The 22,674-nt window shown below is 30.4% G+C and carries 25 protein-coding genes and 1 pseudogene; 12 read left to right on the top strand and 14 right to left on the bottom strand.

Translation table 11 applies throughout. The features are described from left to right. Positions 1 to 36: 36 nt before the first annotated feature. From cbiM to CLRAG_RS07405, 3 genes are all read right to left on the bottom strand, one after another. The gene (gene cbiM, locus CLRAG_RS07415) at positions 37 to 1,035 is read right to left on the bottom strand and encodes a cobalt transporter CbiM (RefSeq protein ID WP_065077831.1); all 999 of its coding nucleotides are present in this window, start codon (positions 1,033 to 1,035) and stop codon (positions 37 to 39) included. A gap of 281 nt (positions 1,036 to 1,316) precedes the next feature. Further along, the gene (gene lipA / locus CLRAG_RS07410; RefSeq protein ID WP_065077830.1) at positions 1,317 to 2,168 is read right to left on the bottom strand and encodes a lipoyl synthase; all 852 of its coding nucleotides are present in this window, start codon (positions 2,166 to 2,168) and stop codon (positions 1,317 to 1,319) included. 72 nt (positions 2,169 to 2,240) lie between these two features. Next, positions 2,241 to 3,224 carry a lipoate--protein ligase gene (locus tag CLRAG_RS07405; RefSeq protein ID WP_065077829.1) on the bottom strand — a complete coding sequence of 328 codons (984 nt, stop codon included), beginning with the start codon at positions 3,222 to 3,224 and terminating at the stop codon, positions 2,241 to 2,243. 165 nt (positions 3,225 to 3,389) lie between these two features. Here CLRAG_RS07405 and CLRAG_RS07400 point away from each other — a divergent pair, with 165 nt between their 5' ends. Together CLRAG_RS07400 and CLRAG_RS07395 are read left to right on the top strand one after the other, a co-directional pair. Continuing rightward, positions 3,390 to 4,025, top strand: coding sequence for a hypothetical protein (locus CLRAG_RS07400; protein WP_065077828.1), 636 nt, complete (start codon positions 3,390 to 3,392; stop codon positions 4,023 to 4,025). A gap of 334 nt (positions 4,026 to 4,359) precedes the next feature. Next, on the top strand, positions 4,360 to 4,563 hold the full coding sequence (locus CLRAG_RS07395) for a cold-shock protein (protein WP_013239953.1): 204 nt from the start codon (positions 4,360 to 4,362) through the stop codon (positions 4,561 to 4,563). A 130-nt stretch (positions 4,564 to 4,693) separates the two neighbouring features. Here the strand turns inward: CLRAG_RS07395 and sdaAA are convergent, their stop codons facing one another. Together sdaAA and sdaAB are read right to left on the bottom strand one after the other, a co-directional pair. Beyond that, positions 4,694 to 5,566 carry an L-serine ammonia-lyase, iron-sulfur-dependent, subunit alpha gene (gene sdaAA, locus CLRAG_RS07390; protein ID WP_065077827.1) on the bottom strand — a complete coding sequence of 291 codons (873 nt, stop codon included), beginning with the start codon at positions 5,564 to 5,566 and terminating at the stop codon, positions 4,694 to 4,696. 3 nt (positions 5,567 to 5,569) lie between these two features. After that, complete coding sequence (sdaAB, locus tag CLRAG_RS07385; RefSeq protein ID WP_065077826.1) at positions 5,570 to 6,253, bottom strand: L-serine ammonia-lyase, iron-sulfur-dependent subunit beta; 684 nt, start codon at positions 6,251 to 6,253, stop codon at positions 5,570 to 5,572. Positions 6,254 to 6,429: 176 nt separating this feature from the next. Here sdaAB and aspD point away from each other — a divergent pair, with 176 nt between their 5' ends. Together aspD and CLRAG_RS07375 are read left to right on the top strand one after the other, a co-directional pair. Then, the gene (gene aspD, locus CLRAG_RS07380) at positions 6,430 to 8,061 is read left to right on the top strand and encodes an aspartate 4-decarboxylase (RefSeq protein ID WP_065077825.1); all 1,632 of its coding nucleotides are present in this window, start codon (positions 6,430 to 6,432) and stop codon (positions 8,059 to 8,061) included. Positions 8,062 to 8,333: 272 nt separating this feature from the next. Beyond that, positions 8,334 to 9,641, top strand: coding sequence for an aminotransferase class V-fold PLP-dependent enzyme (locus tag CLRAG_RS07375; RefSeq protein ID WP_065077824.1), 1,308 nt, complete (start codon positions 8,334 to 8,336; stop codon positions 9,639 to 9,641). A 75-nt stretch (positions 9,642 to 9,716) separates the two neighbouring features. Here the strand turns inward: CLRAG_RS07375 and CLRAG_RS07370 are convergent, their stop codons facing one another. Both CLRAG_RS07370 and CLRAG_RS07365 read right to left on the bottom strand, forming a co-directional pair. Continuing rightward, entirely contained in the window at positions 9,717 to 10,148 is a 432-nt protein-coding gene (locus CLRAG_RS07370) for a hypothetical protein (protein WP_065077823.1), read from the bottom strand. Between the two features lie 22 nt (positions 10,149 to 10,170). Then, positions 10,171 to 11,043 (bottom strand): LysR family transcriptional regulator, encoded by an 873-nt coding sequence (locus tag CLRAG_RS07365; protein ID WP_065077822.1) that lies wholly within the window; start codon positions 11,041 to 11,043, stop codon positions 10,171 to 10,173. A 131-nt stretch (positions 11,044 to 11,174) separates the two neighbouring features. Between CLRAG_RS07365 and CLRAG_RS07360 the strand changes: the two genes are divergently transcribed. The 3 genes from CLRAG_RS07360 (at position 11,175) to CLRAG_RS07350 (ending at position 15,216) form a co-directional block, all read left to right on the top strand. Next, the gene (locus CLRAG_RS07360) at positions 11,175 to 12,011 is read left to right on the top strand and encodes a sulfite exporter TauE/SafE family protein (protein WP_065077821.1); all 837 of its coding nucleotides are present in this window, start codon (positions 11,175 to 11,177) and stop codon (positions 12,009 to 12,011) included. A 3-nt stretch (positions 12,012 to 12,014) separates the two neighbouring features. Then, positions 12,015 to 12,410, top strand: coding sequence for a DUF1634 domain-containing protein (locus CLRAG_RS07355; protein WP_065077820.1), 396 nt, complete (start codon positions 12,015 to 12,017; stop codon positions 12,408 to 12,410). A 649-nt stretch (positions 12,411 to 13,059) separates the two neighbouring features. Further along, positions 13,060 to 15,216 carry a YhgE/Pip domain-containing protein gene (locus tag CLRAG_RS07350; protein WP_065077819.1) on the top strand — a complete coding sequence of 719 codons (2,157 nt, stop codon included), beginning with the start codon at positions 13,060 to 13,062 and terminating at the stop codon, positions 15,214 to 15,216. Positions 15,217 to 15,263: 47 nt separating this feature from the next. On the opposite strand, the gene CLRAG_RS07345 is transcribed toward CLRAG_RS07350, so the two are convergent. The 3 genes from CLRAG_RS07345 to CLRAG_RS07335 are packed head-to-tail and all read right to left on the bottom strand — an operon-like array spanning position 15,264 to position 17,063. After that, complete coding sequence (locus CLRAG_RS07345) at positions 15,264 to 16,058, bottom strand: Cof-type HAD-IIB family hydrolase (protein WP_065077818.1); 795 nt, start codon at positions 16,056 to 16,058, stop codon at positions 15,264 to 15,266. Positions 16,059 to 16,081: 23 nt separating this feature from the next. After that, complete coding sequence (locus CLRAG_RS07340; protein ID WP_063554087.1) at positions 16,082 to 16,444, bottom strand: GerW family sporulation protein; 363 nt, start codon at positions 16,442 to 16,444, stop codon at positions 16,082 to 16,084. Between the two features lie 16 nt (positions 16,445 to 16,460). Next, a complete protein-coding gene (locus tag CLRAG_RS07335; protein ID WP_065077817.1) occupies positions 16,461 to 17,063 on the bottom strand; it encodes a DUF2953 domain-containing protein in 603 nt (200 codons plus the stop codon). Between the two features lie 147 nt (positions 17,064 to 17,210). Between CLRAG_RS07335 and CLRAG_RS07330 the strand changes: the two genes are divergently transcribed. Together CLRAG_RS07330 and CLRAG_RS07325 are read left to right on the top strand one after the other, a co-directional pair. Next, a complete protein-coding gene (locus CLRAG_RS07330) occupies positions 17,211 to 17,786 on the top strand; it encodes a hypothetical protein (RefSeq protein WP_065077816.1) in 576 nt (191 codons plus the stop codon). A gap of 34 nt (positions 17,787 to 17,820) precedes the next feature. Continuing rightward, the gene (locus CLRAG_RS07325; protein ID WP_065077815.1) at positions 17,821 to 18,633 is read left to right on the top strand and encodes a lecithin retinol acyltransferase family protein; all 813 of its coding nucleotides are present in this window, start codon (positions 17,821 to 17,823) and stop codon (positions 18,631 to 18,633) included. On the opposite strand, the gene moaA is transcribed toward CLRAG_RS07325, so the two are convergent. Then, entirely contained in the window at positions 18,634 to 19,602 is a 969-nt protein-coding gene (moaA, locus tag CLRAG_RS07320) for a GTP 3',8-cyclase MoaA (protein WP_065077814.1), read from the bottom strand. A gap of 248 nt (positions 19,603 to 19,850) precedes the next feature. Further along, positions 19,851 to 20,327 (bottom strand): spore coat protein, encoded by a 477-nt coding sequence (locus CLRAG_RS07315; protein ID WP_065077813.1) that lies wholly within the window; start codon positions 20,325 to 20,327, stop codon positions 19,851 to 19,853. 582 nt (positions 20,328 to 20,909) lie between these two features. Here CLRAG_RS07315 and CLRAG_RS07310 point away from each other — a divergent pair. From CLRAG_RS07310 to CLRAG_RS07300, 3 genes are read left to right on the top strand one after another with little or no spacing between them, the layout of a single operon-like run. Then, on the top strand, positions 20,910 to 21,107 hold the full coding sequence (locus tag CLRAG_RS07310) for a spore coat associated protein CotJA (RefSeq protein ID WP_065077812.1): 198 nt from the start codon (positions 20,910 to 20,912) through the stop codon (positions 21,105 to 21,107). 39 nt (positions 21,108 to 21,146) lie between these two features. Beyond that, the gene (locus CLRAG_RS07305) at positions 21,147 to 21,401 is read left to right on the top strand and encodes a spore coat protein CotJB (protein WP_065077811.1); all 255 of its coding nucleotides are present in this window, start codon (positions 21,147 to 21,149) and stop codon (positions 21,399 to 21,401) included. A gap of 12 nt (positions 21,402 to 21,413) precedes the next feature. Beyond that, positions 21,414 to 21,986, top strand: coding sequence for a manganese catalase family protein (locus tag CLRAG_RS07300; RefSeq protein WP_065077810.1), 573 nt, complete (start codon positions 21,414 to 21,416; stop codon positions 21,984 to 21,986). Positions 21,987 to 22,033: 47 nt separating this feature from the next. On the opposite strand, the gene CLRAG_RS07295 is transcribed toward CLRAG_RS07300, so the two are convergent. Beyond that, on the bottom strand, positions 22,034 to 22,216 hold the full coding sequence (locus CLRAG_RS07295) for an NAD(P)-dependent oxidoreductase (protein WP_242872107.1): 183 nt from the start codon (positions 22,214 to 22,216) through the stop codon (positions 22,034 to 22,036). Continuing rightward, positions 22,212 to 22,319: pseudogene (locus tag CLRAG_RS20485) on the bottom strand (D-2-hydroxyacid dehydrogenase); the annotation flags it as partial. The gene CLRAG_RS07295 and the pseudogene CLRAG_RS20485, both read right to left, overlap by 5 nt. Positions 22,320 to 22,674 lie beyond the last annotated feature (355 nt).

Here is a 22,674-nt window from a genome sequence, read left to right as displayed (position 1 = left end):
CCTTTAACTTTTGTATAAAAGGGGTTTTTACTTATTTTATTTATTAGCAGTAGTATTTTTATTATCTACATCTACGGCGTTTTTTCTTAAAGAAGATATTACTTTAAATACAATCATTATAAGTGCTATTCCTGCCACTGCTGAAATAATGTAACCTACAACGTCATTCATTCCTTTTATAGAATAATCCGATGCAATAGCATTATAGTGCATTCCATTTTGAAATCCTTTAGGTATATATCCTACAAGAGATTTAATACCATCTGAATCCCATTCACCAAATGCATCTCCGGAAGCTAAAAGTCCCAAAGGGCATAAAACTACAAGAGCTGCCAAAAGTCCATAAAGTGGTTTTTTGCTTCCACCTTTATTTTCATATATCACATCCGGTGACATTTTCTTAACATAAGCATATACTGCTGCAGTTATTGCTCCCTCAAGTATTCCTACTAAAAGATGAGTTCCTACCATTGCCGGTACAGTTATTTTTAAAGGATAAGGACAATAAAGTGCTTTTCCAGCTGCATCTGTAAATAATAAAGGCTGTAGGCCAAATTCAACAGATGCCATAAAAGATGCCGCCACAATTCCTACATACGATCCTATAAAAGCTGCAATATATTCCCCTTTAGGGCTCTTCAGTTTACCTTTTATAATGCTGTATAGAGTATATCCTACAAAAGGCATTATAAAAGCCATATTAAAGGTATTAGCTCCAAAAGCAAGTATTCCTCCATCCCCAAAGAAAAGTGCCTGTATAAGTAGTGCTATAGTAACTGCAATAGTGGCTGCATAAGGTCCAAGTAAAATTGCTATCAAAGTTGCCCCTACTGCATGAGCTGTTGTTCCTCCCGGTATAGGTACATTAAACATCATTATAAGAAAAGAAAATGCTCCGCAAACACCTAGCATAGGCATTTTTTTTGGACTTATTTCACTTTTTACCTTTTTTACGGCCTTTGCCCAAACTGGCAGCATTACCACTGCCATAACAGCACAGGTTGATGGACTTAAATAATTATCTGGAATATGCATAATAAAGACCTCCTAGAATTTTAAAAAAAATATATAAATTTGTATTCCTTTAATATACATAGCAATATATATGCCAATCTTCTATATATTTTTAATAATTTTTGCAGAACATTTTTAATAGGCGTCAGCAGTAGGACAAGCTCTGATATTTAATTCAAAAATTTTATGCTAAAAAATTTTTCTAAGTTCATTGGTATCAAAATGATACAAAATCTATATCAAAATGAGATTATACTTTAATTTTATATCAAAATGATATAACTAGAATGCTTGAAAGCAGATTAGCCCTCAAGCATTTCATCTGCATGATAGGAACTTCTCACTAGTGGGGAAGATGATACAAATTTAAAACCCAATTCTAAAGCTATTTCTTTATACTTTTTAAATAGATCAGGATGAACATACTCTACAACAGGATGATGCTTTGCAGAAGGTGGTAAGTACTGACCTATTGTAACAATGTCACAATCCACCTTTCTTAAATCCTTTAATACTTCTATAATATCTTTTTCTTTTTCTCCAAGCCCCAACATAAATCCTGATTTTGTTAAAATTGAGCTATCCATAATCTTAACTCTTTTTAAAAGTTCCAATGAACGCTTATAAACTGCCATTGGTCTTACTTCTTTATATAAAGCAGGTGTGGTCTCTACATTGTGATTTATTACATTAGGTTTTGAATTCACTACTTTTTTAAGTGCAGTTTCACTTCCTTTAAAATCTGGTATTAAAACTTCTACTGTTATATTTTTGTTAAGCTTTCTTATTTCCTCTACAACACTAGCAAAATGAGAAGCTCCTCCATCTTCTAAATCATCTCTTGTAACAGACGTTATTACTGCATATTTCAATTTTAGTTTATCCACTGCTTGTGCCACATTAAATGGTTCTTTTTCATCAACTTTTTCAGGTTTGCCTTTAGTTACATTACAAAAAGTACAATTTCTAGTACAATTTTTCCCAAGTATCATAAAAGTTGCCCTGCTTTTATTAAAACATTCCATTCTATTAGGACAATTTGCCTCACCACATACAGTATTTAAAGAATATTTTTTAAGTATATCCTTTACATCCTGAGAAACTTGTCCGCCTCTTATTTTTATTTTTAACCACTCAGGTTTTCTCTTATACATAAAATACAATCCCTCGTTTCTTCTTTAAAATATGCTAATTTTTTAACACATCTCCACAAAATTAGTATACTACTATTTAAACATAACCTCCATAATATCTTTTTTGTTTATACTATGCATATATCTTTCCATGTCTACGTTTTCAAGTGCTTTCAGAATTTCTTCTTTTTCATACTTAATTCCTAGAAACTTATTTTCCAATTCACCAATCTCGCAGCTGCTGAAAAAATCTCCAAAAAATTTTATATTACCTATAACACCTTTTTTTACATATATATTAACCTGTACAATTCCTCCTGGAAATTTTTTCTCGTTAGAATAATTAAACTTTTTAAGATGTCCATAATTCCATTCCCAAGTCTCATATTTATGATAACATATTTCTTTTATTTTTTTCCATTCCTCTTTTGAAAATGTATATATTTTAGGATTTTCATCTTCACTTATAACTGATTTCATCAAAAATTCTTTGAATTCAATTATAGTCATATCACTTTTAATATAATCATATATATTTGTAACCCTGCTTCTTACAGATTTAACAGCTTTATCTGAAAATTTTATAGGGTTTACGTAAAGAGCATCATTCAAATTTTTCATATTAACAGAAAACAAAATACTTCCGTGATGCAAAATTTTATTTCCATGTTTATATTGGGCATTTCCTGAAATCTTTTTACCATCTATAACCAAATCATTTCTACCAGAAAGCTCTGCGTTTACAGATAGTTTTTTCAATGCTCTTATTATAGGATACGTAAAATTACTAAAATCTGCAAAAGCATTGTTTTCACCTACAGATATAAAGGTAAAATTTAAAGTTCCCAGGTCATTGAATATAGTTCCTCCCCCTGACATTCTTCTTACTACTGATAAATTATGTTTTTTTATATAGTCTATGTTTATTTCTGAAAGGGTATTTTGATTTTTGCCTATTAAAACACAGGGTCTGTTTCTCCAAAGGATAAAACAATCCTCATTGAATGTTTGCATTACATATTCTTCAATTGCATGATTCATATATGGGTTCGTATTTTGGTGCTCAATAAATAACATTTTCATTACTCCTTTTTTAGAATAGACTTTTCACCAACGCTTATCTACAAAGCTACCTAAAATGAATTATACACAATAAGTTTAATATTTGAAAGTAATTATTCAGTAATTAAATTATATTTCGATACTTGTAATATATAGATAAAAATGTAAGAAGGGGTTATTGTGGATTCAATTACAATTAACAAATCAATTTCCTGTAAAGCCAAGTGCAATGTCAGTGAGAATAAGACTTCATCTAGTCACAATAATACTACAAATTTTAAAGATAAAGATGATTCAAATATATCCAAAGATGGGACTATACTCTGTAACTTTTTTAACCGCATTGAAAGCTCTAGTAAAGACAACGCTGAACTTTCTTCACTATCAAAATATACTTCAGAATATAAAAAGATAAAAAAAGAAATTTTATCTGGTGCTTATGGAAGTGATACTAAAAAGTACATGAGTTTGCTTGACAATGCATTTAAAGACACCTTAGATAATTTTTCAAATTCACTTATCAAATCACTTACTAAAAACACTACGAAAAACACTACGAAGATGTCTTATTCATCTCTAATTAAATTCCAAAAGCAATACGAAACGGGTACAACCCTAACCTGGATATTTAGAGAAGAAAATAAAGAAGTACTACGTAAAATAGAATACTATAAGAAAAAAAGAAATAATCAAATGGTAACTTCTTTGACTCAATTAAGCCATACTTATAAACATATAATAAGCAATATCTCAAATACAACAACTATGATAATGGACAATATAAATGACTCTTTCAATTCAAATAAACTTACATAAGAGATCCTTTTAATGCCTAATGTCTAAAAGGATCAAGTAAAAATATTTTTAATGCATTACCGTAAATTAACAATGTATAAAAAAGTATTAAATGTTAAATACTAATACTAATAAAAAAGTTTTTAATGGCAGCAAAATTATTTTAAAAATTACTTTGATTATAGAGTCAAATTAATGTATAATATGTTTATTAGGTAACATCAATATTTAATGTGAAATTTTAAGATTTGTTGTTAATTTTACATTTTTGTGTTATACTAATGTAATAATAAACACCGATATACAAAATCAAGCTATATCAATTATAAGTGTTTTATCTTTAGGAGGATAATAAATGAAAATAGGAACAGTAAAATGGTTTAACTCAGAAAAAGGATTTGGATTTATCGAAGTACCTGGCGAAAATGATGTTTTCGTACACTTCACTGCAATCCAAAGTGATGAACCAAGAAAAAATCTTGAAGAAGGTCAAAAAGTTCAATTTGATGTTGAAGAAGGACCAAAAGGTCTTCAAGCTGCTAACGTTGTAAAACTATAATTTATAGCTTACAATATTAGAATAAAACATCTTAACATAAATGAATAGAATGTTTTACCACCTCTGAATAAAAGGTGGTTTTTTATACCTTTGAAAAAAAGGGATATACAAGTATTTGTATATCCCTTTTTTAATTTCCAAGTACCTGCTTTTTTAACTTAAGTCCAGTTTCTGTAACTGCAAGTCCTCCAAGTGCTGTCTCCCTAAGTGCACAGGGAAGTTGTTTACCAACCCTATACATTGCCGAAACAGTATCATCAAAAGGTATTCTACTGTATACACCTGCCATAACCATATCTGCTGTAGTTAGTGCGCTTACAGTTCCTGAAACATTTCTCTTGGCACAAGGTACTTCTACAAGACCTGCTACAGGATCGCAAACTAATCCTAATACATTTTTTATCACTATAGCACTGGCATTTAAAGCTTGCTCTGGAGTACCGCCCATCATCTCAACTACTCCTCCTGCTGCCATAGCAGCTGCAGAACCACACTCTGCCTGACAGCCACCTTCAGCTCCTGACATAGTGGCGTTTTTAGCTATTATCATTCCAATTCCAGTTGCTGTGAAGAGCGCTTGAATCAATTCATCCTCGCTCTTGTTTAGCTTTTCTCCTGCACTTATTATTGCCGCAGGTATTATTCCACAGGAACCTGCTGTAGGTGCAGCCACTATCTTTCCCATAGCAGCATTAACTTCCGAACATGAAAGCGCCCTTGCCATGGCTTTTATCATAAAATCTCCAGTTAAACTTTTTCCTTCCCTACAATAATTATTTAATATGTAAGCATCCCCACCTATAAGTCCGCTTATAGATTTTACTTTATTTTGCAATCCATATTCTGCAGAATTTTGCATTACTTTAAGATTCTTTCTCATCTTCCCCAAAATTTCTTTCCTGCTGGAATCTCCCCTTTTAATTTCTTCCTCAACTGTATATTCCCATATTTTCATACTTTTTTCTCTACATATTTTTATAAGTTCATATCCGGTATTAGCCATCTATCATTCCTCCTCTGTTATAGGATTTATAGCTCTTATCTTTTTTATATTTGAAATTTCATTTATTTCATTTACAACATCCTCGGAAATTAAATCGTCCACTTCAAACACCATAGTTGCTCCAGAACCTCTAGTACTTTTTCTATATACTCTCATAAAAGCTATGTTTATTTTATGTTTATAAAGTATATCAGATACCTTTGCAACCATGCCTGGTACATCCATATGATTTATCAATATAGTAGGGTAATTTCCTGTAAATTCTATTTTGTCTCCATCTACTTCACTTATTATTACATTTCCTCCACCTATAGATGAGCCTACCATTTCACAAGTTTCCCCATTATCCTTTTCTATAATAAATTTGACTGTATTAGGATGAACGTCTCCTAAATCTATTTCTTTAAATTCAATTTTAATTCCCTCTTCCCTTGCCAAAATAATAGATTCTTTTAGATTTTCATCCCAGGGATCCATTCCCAGTATTCCAGCAACTAAAGCCTTGTCTGTACCATGTCCTTTATAAGTTTTAGCAAAAGATCCATGAAGCAGAAATTGTACCTTTAAAATTTTGCCTCCTGCTATAGTCCTTGCAATTTTACCCAGCCTTGCTGCCCCAGCTGTATGAGAGCTGGAGGGTCCTATCATTATGGGTCCTAGAATATCAAAAGCACTATATTCTCGCATATTAAGCACATCCTTTCATTTTAGCAGCTTTTATTATATTATGGTCATTCAAGAACTAGTATATAATTAAACTAAAAAAATTGCACTAGGCTGGTACTTTTTATGTGCATATTTTTGTTTATATTTGCAGAATATAAATTTTATAATATATAAAATTTTTGGAGGAAGTACATAAAATGTATGCAGATAAAAATATTCAACTACTAGAACTAGAGCGCATTTATGGTAAAATAAGTCCTTTTGAATTAAAAAATAAACTAATTAATCTTGCTAACGGTCAAAAGGTAAAAAGTGCACATGCTCTTTTAGATGCAGGAAGAGGAAATCCTAACTGGATAGCCACTTCTCCCCGAGAAGCCTTTTTTGCTTTTGGACAATTTGCATTAGAAGAATCACGGCGAATATGGAATGAAAAAAACTTAGGCGGAATGCCTGAAAAACAAAATATACATATACGCTTTTATAACTATATTAAAACTCACAAAACTTGTCCAGGCATAGATATGTTAAAAAAATTTATAGACTATGGTATAAATTCTCAAGGATTCAATGCAGAAGATTGGATTTATGAACTAACAGATGGAATTATAGGTGATAACTACCCAGACCCAAGCAGAATATTAACTCATGTAGAAAAAATAGTAACTCAGTATTTAATCAAGGAAATATATCACTTACAAGAGTTTGATTCTAAGTTTAAATTATTTGCTGTAGAAGGTGCTACTGCTGCCATATGTTATATATTTGATTCATTAATTGCTAATGAACTTCTAAAAAAAGGTGATAAAGTAGCAATTATGACTCCTATTTTTACTCCCTATTTAGAAATTCCAATCATTCCAAGATATAATTTTAATTTAGTTAAGATAATGGCCTCTGAAGATCCCGAAGAAGGAAGTAGTCCATGGCAATATCCAAAATCAGAACTAAAAAGATTAGGTGACAAAACTATCAAAGCTTTATTTTTAGTAAATCCAAGCAATCCACCTTCAGAAGCCATGGAACCTGAATTCATTAAGTATCTTATAGAAACTATTAAAGATTCCAATCCAAATTTAATGATTATATCAGATGACGTATATGGTAGTTTTCCAGACAACTTTAATTCTATAGTATCAGCTCTCCCCTACAATTGTATAGGAGTTTATTCATTTTCAAAGTATTTTGGTGTAACAGGTTGGAGGCTTGGAACTATAGCCATTCATGAAAATAATGTATTTGATAAGCTTTTAAAAGAGCTGCCAGAAGATAAAAAAAGTACTATAAAAAAACGTTATGAATCCATTTCAACCGATCCAACGGAAATTAATTTTATAGATAGGATCGCAGCAGACAGCCGTCAGGTAGCACTTCACCATACTGCAGGCTTGTCAACGCCCCAGCAGGTTCAAATGGCCTTTTTTGCAATATTCTCACTGCTAGATACTAAAAACGAATACAAAAATCTGATAAAGAGCATATGTAAAAGGCGAAAAAAGTTGCTATTTAAAAGTCTTGAAATAAATATACCAGAAGATCCTTATGACGCAAGTTACTATGCAGAATTTGACCTATTAAAATGGGCAAATACTCATTATGGAAAATCCTTTGGAGATTATTTAGACATGAGCTATAAACCAATAGATATACTCTTTAAATTAGCCGAAAAATCTTCTATTGTATTATTAGGTGGATCTGGCTTCTATGCCTCTAAGTGGTCTGTGAGAATTTCACTTGCAAATTTAAATGACAGTGCCTATTCTAAAATAGGAAATGTACTCCATAACATTTTACAAGAATATAAAGATACTTGGGAAAACAGCAAATAAGGATAATATCAAGTGATTCTTAGGTTCAGGTGAAGTTTGCTTATAAGGAATACCTTTTCTCCATCTGAACCTTAGAAGAACTTACCCAGGTGCGTAGCAGTGCTTATCCCCCACTTTGAAGAAGATGGGGGTGTTAGCAATGGTAGCAATCGGATAAATATAGTCTATGCTTAAATTCTACGTTTATTTTATTCATAAACTTTTCAGCTATTTGGTACATTTAAAATCATACTACATATTATATATAAGTACCTTATAGGAGTGATTTTAATATGTCCTATGATAAAATAAATCATAATTACAGAGAATTAATAACCGGTGTAGATACAAAAATACCTTTAAAAAATGGGAAGATGGTAACTGCTATAAATTTTGACAATGCAGCTACTACACCTCCTTTTAATTATGTTATGGAAAAAGTAATTAGTTTTTCACCCTATTATTCTTCTATTCATCGGGGAACCGGTTTTAAATCTAAATTATCCTCTGAAATCTATGAAACATCGCGACAACTTATATGCAACTTTGTTCACTGTGATTCCGAAAAAAATACAGTAATCTATGTAAAAAACACTACTGAGGCTATTAATAAATTATCTTATATTTTTAATTATCTATATAAAGATGCTGTTATATTAGCTACTAGAATGGAACATCATTCTAATGATTTGCCCTGGAGGAACAAATTTAAAGTAGATTATTTAGAGGTGGATGAAAGCGGTAAACTAATTCTTTCAGATTTAAAACGTAAATTAAAAAAACATGATGGCAAAGTTAAGTTAGTTTGTGTAACTGGTGCTTCTAATGTAACGGGATACAAAAATCCTATATATAAAATTGCAAAAATTGCCCACAATTATGGATCAGAAATTCTAGTAGATGGTGCCCAACTTGTACCTCATTATCCTATATACATGAAGCAGCATTATGAAGACGAATCTATTGACTATTTAGCCTTCTCAGCACACAAAATGTATGCACCCTTTGGCATAGGCGTATTGATAGGCCCCAAGGAGACTTTCTGTAGTGTATCACCTGAATATAGTGGAGGAGGTGCTATAAAACTAGTTACAGATAACAGCGTAATATGGAATGATCCACCTGAAAAAAATGAAGCTGGTACTCCAAACGTACTTGGTGTAGTCGCCCTAACTGCTTCTATTGAAATGTTAAACAAATTGGGAATAAACAATATAGACAAAAGTGAAATGAAAATATATAACTACGCTTTAAGCAAAATCATTAGTCTTCCAAACATCACTTTATACTGTGACCCAAATCCAAATTGCGATAAAGTTGCAATACTTCCTTTTAACATAAAAGGACTTTATCATGGTATTACAGCAAAACTTCTTTCAGATTTATCTGGTATTTCAGTCAGAAGTGGCTGCTTTTGTGCTCAACCCTACGTACAAAGGCTTCTTAAGCTTTCTCGTAAAGATATAACCTATTTAAAACACAATTATAATGATATTTCTCACCCTGGTCTCGTTCGATTGAGCTTTGGTTTATACAATACTTATAGTGAAGTAGATATTTTAATTGACACCTTAAAGGAAATAATTAAAAACAAAGCTTAAATAAAAATGTTATATAGTAAAGATAAACAAATTAAACTTTAGGTATTCTATCCTAAAGTTTAATTGTTCTATTTACTATTTGTTTAAAAGTCCTGCTGACAATACAAATACCATGAGTATAGGAAAACAATCACATATGATCCAACCTAAAATTATAATTATAAGGCTTAATAGATTGTATTTAAAATACTTGTAGATAATTAAATTATATATAAAAAACAAATTAGTAACTATAAAGGCAATAATTATAGGGATTGGATTGGATACTCCATATACCACTAAAACATGAAGTACAAATATAAGTGTTAAAACGGTAGCCATAAAAAAAATTATTCTAAGCCCGTCCCTATTTTTAAATTTAAAAAATATACAAAATCCATCATACACACATAATGCCAAAGGTACGAGTGCAATTATTTGAAATTTATCTATGTAAAAATAAGCAGTGATTAAGACAGCAACAAAAAACAGTACCTTAACGTTAAAGTTAAAATTTTTTTCATTCATTAAAATCGTCTCCTAAAATATTCTACTTTTTCATAGAAAAAATGCGCAAAAAATTTCTAGCTACTGATGACATATATCTATTCTTCACACATATAGCAGCTATACTAGTTTCCAAATCAACTTCATCTATTTTTTTTCTTTTCAAATCTACATTTTTAACCACATCAATAGATGTTCTTGGAACAATGGCCATTCCGATACCTGATTCTGCCCATACAAGTGCTGTTCTTGCATCTTCAGTGTTACAAATTATATTAGGTACAAAACCTTCTTTATTGCAGCACTCAAATATCAACTTTTCAAATCTTCTGTATATAATCAAAGGTCTACCTTTCAAGTCCTTTAATTTCACACTTTCTCTATCTTCAAACAAATCACTCTCCTTGTTAAATACAACAGTCATAGGCTCTTTAGGCAGTGCAGTTATTTCAAGCCCTTCCGTATTAAAAGGGGTCCTTACAATACCAACTTCTATCAATCCACTGTTTAATATTTCTAATATTCTAAAGGTATTTCCTTCCCAGACATTAAAATTTACTTCTGGATATTCTTTATGAAAAATTTTTATTCTTTCTGGTAACAATGTAGCACCTGAAGAAGATACCGTTCCAATGGAAAGCGTTCCCTTTGCTCCTTCTTTAAAATCCTTTAGCTCCTTTGCAGTAAAGCTTACTAATTTAAGTATTTGTTCAGCTCTATTTGCAAGTATTTGTCCTGCACTTGTTAAATGTATCTTATGACTCCCCCTATCCATAAGTTTAACGCCTAATTCTTCTTCTAAAAGTTTTAAGTGATAACTTAAAGGTGGCTGCGCCATATTTAGTTTTTTAGCTGCACTAGTTATTTTACCTTCTTTAGCAATAGTCAGAAAATACTTAAGCTGCTTAATATCCATAAAAAGATATCACTCCTATTATATAATTTCTATATACTTTGAATACTAATTATGTATTTTAAATATATAAGTTTCCTTGCTATAATAATACTTGAAAACAAAAATTTATTCAACATAGGAGGAATGGCATTTTGTCAATATTAACATTAGAAATTCTCAGTGTATCCGTTATTGCAGGCATAGCAGGATCTATACTAGGTCTCGGAGGTGGAACAGTAATTACTCCAGCACTTACTCTTTTATTTGGAATAGATATAAAATACGCTATAGGTGCTAGCTTAATATCTGTTATTGCCACTTCAAGTGGAGCCGCTGCAGCTTATATAAAGGATAAAATAACAAACTTAAGAGTTGGTATGTTTCTTGAAATAGCAACAACTACAGGTGCTATAACCGGTGCTTTTCTTTCAGGAATCATAAATCCAAATTATCTTTACTTTCTATTTGGACTATTACTTCTATATTCCGCATTAGCTATGCTTAAAAAGACTAAAAGCGAATTGCCCCAGGATGTACAAACTCACCCTCTTGCAAAAAAACTTAAACTAAACAGTGAATACTACGACAAAATTGTAGATGAAAATATACACTATAACGTAGCCAATGTGCCGGGTGGTTTTGGAGTAATGTATGGTGCTGGTGTCATTTCTGGTCTTCTAGGAATTGGAAGCGGTAGTTTTAAGGTCATGGCTATGGATTTATTTATGAAATTACCTTTAAAAGTATCCAGTGCCACCAGCAATTTTATGATGGGCGTTACTGCTGCTGCCAGTGCAGGCGTTTACCTTTTAAGAGGCAACATAGATCCTAAAATTTCTGCTCCCGTTGCTCTAGGTGTACTAGCAGGGGCAACTATAGGCACTCGAATTATGCAAAATATGAAAAGCAAAACCATAAGAAAGATATTTATACCTTTTCTCATTTATATATCTGTAGAAATGGTCTTAAAGGGATTTGGGGGTAGATAACTAATGCAACAGCAAAATAATACTATTGAAAGAAATGAAAAGAATGAAAAAAGTGCAGAAGAACTAGAACTTATAATAAGCACATTTTTAAGGATAGGTGTCATATTAAGTTCAATTGTAATATTAACAGGGCTTTTAATGTTTTTAATATCTGGTCACAGTGGCTATACTGGAAATTATTATCCAACTAAACCTATTGAAATATTAAAAGGTTGTACATATTTTAAACCTTATGCAATCATATTGTTCGGTCTTTTGATTTTAATGGCAATACCTGTACTTAGAGTAGCAGTATCCATACTAGTATTTTTTAAAGAAGGGGACTACCTATATGTAAAAATTACTTCCTTGGTACTTGTAATACTTTTATGCAGTATTCTCATGGGAAAAGTAGGCTAAATATAGAGTTTACAGCTTGAAAGTTAACTTATACAATATTATATAATGACAAATTTCATCATCATAAAAACTTTTAATAAATCTAAAGCTTGGCATTTTGAAAATCTAAAGAAACTTAGATAAACTCGTACCTCAAACATATCTAAGTTTCTAAGATTTTCTAAAATACCAAGCTAAGACTTATTTATAAAAGTTTTTAAGTATGATTTCAACTTTGTCATTATATTTCATGTATAAGTTTAAATTTCAATTAGAAACCTTCGTATATTCTAACTTAAAAATCAACTTATACGCAGGCATATTTTTACAATAATGAAGCTCTTTTAAATATTTTGTATATAAGGCTTAGGAAAAAATTTTTGAAAAATCTAGAACTTTTGAATTGTTTGAGGCACGAGTTTTCAAAAGTTCTCAGTATTTTTTTAAAATTTTTTGCTTAGCCTTATCAAAATATTTAACGAGCTGAATGTTGTAAAAAATATCCGGAGTATAAGGATTTTTCGTTTAGAAACTCTGTATCTTCTAACAAGTTACAATGAAGTAAAATATATACTATATATTATTTTTCATATCAGCACATAATAATCTTAGTTGAACTCACCATCACGGTTAATACTCACAGATGGAATTTAAACTAGGAGATAAACTTATGAAAAATATAATAAACATATATGTAACAGATATAGTAAATATAATTACAAATTGGGTGGCTCTAGTAGTAGTAATAGCACTTATGGTACTTCCTGCACTTTACGCCTGGTTTAATATAAAATCATTATGGAATCCTTACGAAAATACCAGTGGAATATCTGTGGCAATAGTAAATAAGGACAAAGGCGTAAAATTTAATGGCAGTAATATAAATATAGGTAATAGCTTAGTAAAAAATTTAAAGAAAAATGAAAGCATGGGATGGAAATTTACAAATGAAAATGATGCAGCTAATGGAGTAAAATATGGCAGCTACTACGCTAGTATTACAGTACCTGAAGATTTTTCCCTTAAAATAAGTTCTCTTTTAAAATCAAATCCACAAAAAGCAGATTTGATTTATTCAGTTAATGAAAAATTAAACGCAGTGGCTCCAAAAATAACTGAAGCAGGAGTTACAAAAATACAGCAGCAGATAACTACAACCTTTGTACAAACAGTAGATGAATCAATATTTAGCGTATTTAATAGGCTAGGAATAGACCTTACAAACAGTAAACCTATACTACAAGAGTTTATAAGTATAATATTTGACATTGATAGTAAAATACCTGAAATAAATCAAAATATAGAAAATGTTTATAACCAAGCTTCTAATTTAAATGATTTTATCAGTAAAATTCAAAATGAACTTCCTCTAATTGAAAATACTATAAATACAGCTTTAAATGTGGTATCAAGTGGAGAAGTTTTTCTTACAAAAGCAAGAGATTCAATGACTAATCTATCTCCTTTTATTAAATCTGAACTTACATCCATACGGGATCTTAACAAAACTCTAGAAGGGCTTATTTATGAGTCCATAACCTTCATAAATACAGATCCTAAATCAGCAAAAACAATATTGACAACTGTACGAGATCATTATACATCAAGCATTTCAAGAATTAACAATATAATAGACATTTTAAATTCTTTAAACAAACAAGATAATACGGTATTATCAAATTTTACATCAACACTAAACAATATAAAAAATATGATGCAAAGTCGTATTGAAAACATAAATTCACTAATAACTGCTATAGACAGCGGAGAACAAATTTCACTAGATGCTCTCGGCAATTTAAAACAAGGTGCTGCTTCCATCACAGTTTTTTTGGATAACATTATAAATAACTATGATACATCTTTAGCTCCTACCGTAGACAACATAATGAAATCTTCTATCCAGGTGGCAAATAATACTTTGAAAATACTAAAAGATGCTAAAGGTGACCTTCCAACAGCACAAAACATATTGAAAAATACATTTAGTGATACAAAAATAGCAGTAGAAGATATAGATAAGATTAAAAAAGTACTCCCTGGAGTGGAAAACACAATTCACAACATTGCTTCAAAACTGAGAAGTCTAGATGAGGATTCCAAATTGAATGAATTCATAAAAATACTTGGTTTAAACGCAAAAAAAGAAGGAGATTTCATAGCAAATCCTGTTAATATAAAAATGAATAAAATTTTTTCTATACCTAACTATGGTTCAGCTATGTCACCTTTCTTCACCACTTTATCACTATGGGTAGGAGACCTCATTCTTGTTTCAATGCTTTCTACGGAAGTTAAAAACACAAAAATTAAAAATATAAAGCTCAACCAAATTTTTCTTGGAAGATATCTTACTTTTGCAACTATATCAATTTTTCAAGCTTTAATAGTGACTCTAGGAGATTTATTTATATTGAAAACTTACGTAGCAAACAAATATGTGTTTGTACTTTTTGCAATATTTATAAGTATTATATTTACCATGATAATCTATACTCTTGTATCTGTACTTGGAAATGTAGGAAAAGCTCTTGTAATGATACTTCTGGTGCTGCAAATTTCAGCATCTGGTGGTACTTTTCCCATACAGGTAACTCCTAAATTTTTTCAAATAATAAATCCTCTTCTACCCTTCACCCATGCTGTAGCAGGCATGAGAGAAACTGTAGGTGGTATTATTTCTAGCTTATTACTAAAAGATGCTTTAATACTCCTTGTATATTTCTTTATATTTCTAATTACGGGACTTATATGGAAAAGGATATTTAAAAATTTGGTAGGAAAGTTTTCTGAAAGTTTTGGCAAAAGTGGTCTTTCAAATGAATAAATATAGGAACGTAGATAAGAATTTAGTACTTATCTACATTCCTATATTTAAACATTTAATATAAATTTCTCTAGAGCATAAGCTGCTCCATCTTCCACATTACTTTTAGTTATATAATCTGCCGCTTCTTTTGTAGCTTTAGATCCATTATCCATAGCTATACCAAGCCCTGCATATTTCAGCATAGGTATGTCGTTGTCCCAATCTCCAATAGCTATTATCTCTTCTCTTTTTATATTACAATACTCTGCAACCTTTTGTAACATCTTTCCCTTGTTAACTTTACTACTGAATATTTCAAGATATTGTGGTAATGAAAAATAAGCATTTATATTATACTTAAATTTATTTCGAACTTCATTTTCCACTTTTACAAGTTTTTCATGTTCGCCAAAAACTGTTATTTTATAAATTTTATTGTGTCTACAAAATTTAGTTAATTCTCCTACAGCCTTTGCTTCTCCTATATAGGGTTCAATAGATGAATAATTTTCAATTATTTTATCTACATAAACTTTCTCATCATCCCCAAACAATATAGGATATACATCCTTTCCTTCACAAATGTGCAAAACATCGTAAAGCATATCATCCTCCATATGCTGTCCCGAAATTAATTCCTTGTCTTTATATAAATTTACTCCATTTAAGCATATGGCAAAGTCACGTATATTCAATTCATTTTCAAAGTATTTTAATTTATTGAATCCTCTACCAGAAACCAAAACTAACTTTACTCCTAATTTTTTTATTTTCTGTATAGTATCTATAGTTTTCTTGTTTAAAGTATGTTTTTCATTTAATAGGGTTCCATCCATATCTGCTGCCACTAACTTGTACATGATTATCTCCTCTTAGGTGTTTTCTATATGTTTTCTTTTTTTTCATTTTTCTTTTTCAACTTACTAACTATATTAGGTACCAATTCCATAAGTTTACTAAGGTTATTCTTATCACCTATAGGCAGCATCTGAATTGTATCTCCTTTTATTACAAGTACTGCATTTGGAGTTATTTTCGCTCCTGCACCAATACCTGAACCTCCACCTTCCTGCTTATTTTTCGGATCTGTTCCCTCTCCACCACCAGTTCCACATCCAAAGGTAACTGTTATAAACGGTACAAGTGTTATATCCCCTACCTGTATTGGTTTACCTACAACAGTTTCTGTTTTAAAAAAGTTTTCCAATTTTGAAAATAAAACTTCTGTATTTTCTTTAATATCCATATAAATACCTCCATTTTTAATAGCTTATTTCTTTTTTTATACATGATATGTGAAATACTTTAAATAGTGTAATTGCAATCAATATTATTCTACATTTCCCACTAACTTCTAAATGCAGATTAAAAACTTCATTAAAAAAATCTGGGCATACTCTTATAGAATTTTTGGGGAAAAACGAATAAATTACATTAAAAACTCCACACAACATACCCGTCATACAAGGATCATCGAATCCATAATTACCTTCTATCTTAACATACTTAGGCTTGGTTATAGAAATAATCTTTATTATAGAATCTTTACACTCATAAAGTTTTTTAATACCCTGTATGATATGAGAGAATTTATAAGTTGATTCATCCTGTATCTTGTCTTTTTTAGAATTTATATTTAACTTTTTAGTAAAAAACAATATTCTTACAGATAAATGGCTATCACTATTACTCCCTTTTAATATTATAGAAATAATATTAAAAAATAAATCAATTTCAAAATTATATATTATATTATTTTCTTCAAAAGTAGAATTTCCCCTATATGTTACATTACTTATCAATAAAAAGATTAACAGAACTATAAGGGCTAAAATTATAATCCCTATTATTTTTAAAATAATCAAAATAAAAATTCCCCCCGGATTAACTCTAAATTATCCATTATTATCTACTATACATCTATAATATTTAAAAGTTTAACAAATTTATATATATTTTTATTATTTTTTTTGTTAAAATCTATATGTGACTTACATTAGGAGAGATTAATTATGCTTTTTTTCTTATATTTATCAGGGATTTTAGCCATGTTACTTGGTGTAACCTTATTCCAAAAACAAAGTAAAAAAATAAAAAATAGAAATTATAGTGATGAACTTATACTACGCTACTTTGCAAAAAAAATGATTGGAACTATAATGATAATGTGCTTAGTTGTAATAATCGTATCACTTCTACTTCCTCTTTTAATATGGACATTATCACCTAAAGAGGTAGGTGTCGTAGATAAAATTATAGAAACTGACACTTTATCTCCTATTTCTTCTTATAATAAAAATCAGTATATAAAAGAAGTAACCGATAAAGGTGTTAAATCATATATTGTAAATGTGGGGGAATCATCTAAAGAAGATCTCCAAAGTTTTGACAGTAAATCTACGGAAATAATAACTACTAATAAAGAAAGTGCCAAATGTGAAAAAGTAGCTGAATACACTATAAAAAAATTAAAAGGAAACTGGATAATACCTAAATCCGTAAATGATATTTATGCTAACATTTATATACAATATGATGAAGGAAAACTTATATCTAATAAAATAAAACTATTTGTACCTGACAAATAGAAATAATTTAGAAATAGCATAAAGGATGTTTTAAATGAAAAATCACTTTTTTATAAAATTAATATCTATATTTATAATAATTGCTGTTAGTTTTTTAGGATATAAAATTTATACTTTAAATAATAAAACTACAACCATTTATAAATACAGCCAAATTCAAATACCTTTAAAAGATAAAATTATATGGGATGACACCTCTATAAAAAACATTTCTGTAAAAAATAAAAACAATGAAACTATGGATACTTATGTTTTTCCATCTGTGGATGGCAAAACTCTTTTTATAAATCCACCTATAGATGGTTTTTACGAAGATGATAAAATTTGTGTTACTTTATCTCCTAACTTACATTTTAAAAATTATAAAATGACGGAAGAAAAGAAGTTATATTTTCAGGTGAAGAATGGAAATGATATTACCCTATCCAAGGTACATAAGGAGCCTCAATATGGAGATATACTAGGCACTGAAGATACCTTTATGGGATATCAATATACACATTATGGAATATATGTAGGTAATAATAAAGTTATTCATTACTGTAGTACTACGGGTAACTCTAAAGATGCTAGGATAGGAGAAACAGACATATCTCCTTATTTTAGGAAAGGACATTACTTTATTTTAAACATAAAAGGTAGTTCACAATTTAATTCAAAAGAAACCGTTAAAAGAGCAGAGATGCGAGAGGGTGAAAGAAGTTATAATTTATTACAAAATAACTGTGAACATTTTGTAATTTGGGCTAAAACAGGTTATTCAAGATCCTACCAGATAGACAGCCTGTCCCAAGAAAAATTAGCCCAACTCAAAATATTCACAGCCATGGGTATAAACTTACAGTAATCAACCACCTATTTGATACATCATCTTCTTACTTTCACTTTTATGTTTAGAACTCATATTGTGCTCCTCAGGTTTTCCTAGTATTCCTCGTTTTAATTCTTCCAAGAGGAGTTTTTCGTCATTTAAGCAGTGTTTTAAATTTATAACTTTATCCGAGTGAAGACATGGTTTTAAATCTCCTATAGAAGTAAGTCTTAGTCTATTACAGTCTTTACAAAATTTACAGCTCATTGGACTTATAAAGCCTATGTTTCCCTTATATCCTCTCACCTTATATAAGGAAACAGTACTACTTTTAGAAGTAGGCTGGGAAATTACATCAAAATTATCCTCAATTTGCTTTAAAACAACTTCTGAAGAAAGGTTATCATTCTCGTATAATTTTTTTCCTTCTCCTATAGGCATAAGTTCAATAAATCTAATATCTACTGGTAAATTCTTTGTAAACTCCACAAAATCCATAATTTCAGTATCATTAAAACCCTTTAATAAAACTGTATTTATTTTAACAGGAGTCAATCCTATACTTAAACATTTGTCAATAGATTTTAACACTGCATCCAAGTTTCCACACCTTGTTATAAATTTATACTTATCTGCTTTTAAGGTATCTAAACTTATGTTTACCCTTTTTAATCCTGCTTCTTTTAGCTTATCTGCCATATCACAGAGCAGTATCCCATTAGTAGTAATGGCCACATCGGTAATTCCTTTTATACTGGCAGTTTCCCTTATTAAATACTCTATATCTTTCATTATAAGAGGTTCTCCGCCAGTATACCTTATTTTATTTATTCCAAGAGTTGCTGCTGCTTTAATGATTTTTAATATATCTTCGAATCTTAATAAATCACCATAAGGCCTTTTTACTATTCCTTCCTTTGGCATACAATAGATGCATCTTAAATTACACCTATCTGTCAGTGAAATCCTAAGGTAGTTTATATTTCTTCCATAGCTATCTTTCATACAATCAATCCCCCTAAGTCACTATTATTAATTTTTTATATCTATTACGCTTCACCGCATAATTCAATTATACATGAAATTGTTTACAATTGTTAGTTCTATACTCCAAATTTAAAATTTCTCTATACTTTCCTTATGAGCTTTATATAGCTGGAAATTAATAAAGATTTAAACTTTAATTAACTTCCAGCTTTATTTGTATATAAAAAATTAGTGAACAACTTCATTAAAATCAGGTGAACGTACTCTTACTGAACCTTATACATGCCCTTGCTTTCCATATATTTATAAATGGATTCCCCATGCTGCTGTTCTTCTTTTTGTATATGGTTTAATACATTTCGAACATTCGTATCTCTAAATTCAAATATGGCTACATTATAAGCTCCTGAAATATATTTTTCTGCCATAAGCATATCCTTACACATATCCTCGTCACGTACTTCACACATACCTACAGGTGGCATAGACGAGCTAGCTATACCTGCTGTATTCATTTTATTTGTACCTTGATTACTGTTTAAATTAGGTACCTCACCGCCCAAAATACAGTTAATAGAATTTAAATGTTCTTGCTCAACTGATGCATTATTTATGAATAGCTGTTTCAACTGTGAATCCTTTGTTTGATTAGCATAGTTTGTATATTTTTGTATACACATGGATTCATGACTTTTTTCATCTTCTAAAAGCATTCTTTCTTTATTGCTTAAAGTTATTGTCATAAAAAACACCTCCAAAATTATTTTGTATAATCAGGAGTGAATTTATACAAAAATGCTTCAAATAAAAAAATATAATTTCATTTGAAGCAAAAAAAACGTTTTAACCGTCTAAATAAATAGGAAGGTTTATGCAAACTCCTATAAAATACAAAAATATATAATTGGAGGGTACACAAATTATATAGTAAAAATACTACAGAAGCTTACACAAACTTGTTTACCAAATACGTGATTATTCAATTTCAGTCACTATATTTTAATACTATTAACAAGATGATTATACCATTAAACATCAGTATTTAAAACCTTTATTATAAATTTTGCAAAGCAATTTATCCGATGGCTAGCAGCCGTAATACCCCCATCTTCTTACAAAGTGGGGGTATTACGGCTGCTACGCCCCTGGATAACGATTTTCCCTAAAGGATAACGCCTTCTAAGTGCTAAAGCACTAAGAATCCTGTTAATAAGTTTCAGATGGAGAAAAAACTCCACCTGAAACCAAAAACTCTGTTTATATTAACACAATTTATTTGGTATTGAATATATTATCATTGTAAAGAGACTTAAGAGGTGAAAATAGTGTATTCAAAATTTGTTCCACATGTGAACTCAAGATCAATGCCATCTACTAGCTTTCCTCCTAATTCAGGTAAAAGATTAGCAAGGGCTTATGTTCCTATGCAGCCTTATATTGGACTGCTTCCTTTAAATATAGCATTAAAGAAAGGTACCATATTCCCAAATTTAGTTATGCCTTTCCCTGAAAACGAAGATTAAATAGCAGTCATTTAACTGATTATACGAGGAGGTAATAACATGAATGATCGTAAAAAGCTATTAGATGAAATTCGCCAGCTTGAATTTTCCACAGTAGATTTAAATTTGTATCTAGATAATTTTCCTGATAATAAGAAAGCTCTGTCTGATTACAATATGTTCACAAATCAACTCATTCGTTTAAAAAGGAACTATGAAGACAGATTTGGTATTTTAACTAACTTTGGATATTCCGAGAGCCAGTTTCCATGGACTTGGATAAACGAACCCTGGCCTTGGGAATGTGGCGAATAGGAGGCTTAGCATATGTGGATTTATGAAAAAAAATTACAGTATCCTGTAAAAATTAAAACAAAAGATATTCAAATGGCTAAATATCTTACTGCTCAATACGGAGGGCCAGATGGAGAATTAAGTGCTGCTATCAGATATTTAAATCAACGTTATACTATGCCCAGCGGCAGTACTAAAGGACTACTTACAGATATAGGAACTGAAGAGTTAGCCCACGTTGAAATTATAGCTGCCATGATATATCAACTGCTAAAAGACGATACCATAGATGAACTTAAGGAAGCAGGATTAGCTTCCCACTATACCCAACATGGCAGGGCTACTTTTCCTCAAGATGCTAATGGCGTTCCATGGACATCCGCTTACATCCAAGCTACAGGAGATCCTATAACAGATTTACACGAAGATATGGCAGCTGAGCAAAAAGCTAGAACAACTTATGAACATCTTATAACTCTAACAGACGATCCAGATGTAATAGGTGTGCTTAAATTTTTATGGGCAAGAGAAATTGTTCACTTTCAACGTTTTGGTGAAGCTCTTGTACATGTACAAGATAATATGGATTCTAAAAGGTGTTTCTAAATTTCACCTAAATGAGGACATATCTGAAAATTATTTTCAGATATGTCCTAACTTTTTTTACCTATTATTTGTTTACCACATTTACAGGAGTTCCTTCTAAAAATTTTTCTAGATTCTCTGCTGCAATGTCCATAAGGCTCTGTAGATACTACATCTAAAGCTGCTCCAGAAATTTTTCCTCTATTTAATGCCTCTGCTAAATCTTCCTCTACAATTATTACCGTTATCATGTGAAGTACGATCATAGACATTTAAATCTCCAAGCTTTTCAAGGGGTTCCCAGCTCATATCTCCGGGATTTAATGTATATCCATCCAATACAACAATTTTCATGCTAACTCTCCTCATAATTATAAATTTTCTAAGTATAAAATAATTATAAGTATTTTAACCTAAAAAATAAACTTATACACAGAAATATTTTTGCGTATAAGTTTATTTTTCGTTTAGATACTCTATATAGGGTTTCTAACTAAAATATTAACTTATACAGAATAATTAAAATTCTTCTCCAAATACTAAATGTACGGAGAAAGGAGTTTTAATTATGGGAAGAAAATCATTTGAAATAGAATCACTGTATGATTATAAAATTGAAGATTTAATTGAGCTAAAAAACACTACGAATTCTAAATTTACTAGATTAGTATTAGCTGTGGTTACTATGAGATATCGAGGATGCTCAAAT

The organism is Clostridium ragsdalei P11 (assembly GCF_001675165.1).
Taxonomy (GTDB): domain Bacteria; phylum Bacillota; class Clostridia; order Clostridiales; family Clostridiaceae; genus Clostridium_B; species Clostridium_B ragsdalei.
The sequence above is the reverse complement of the archived record's forward strand: the minus strand, read 5'-3'. Positions and strand labels throughout refer to the sequence as shown.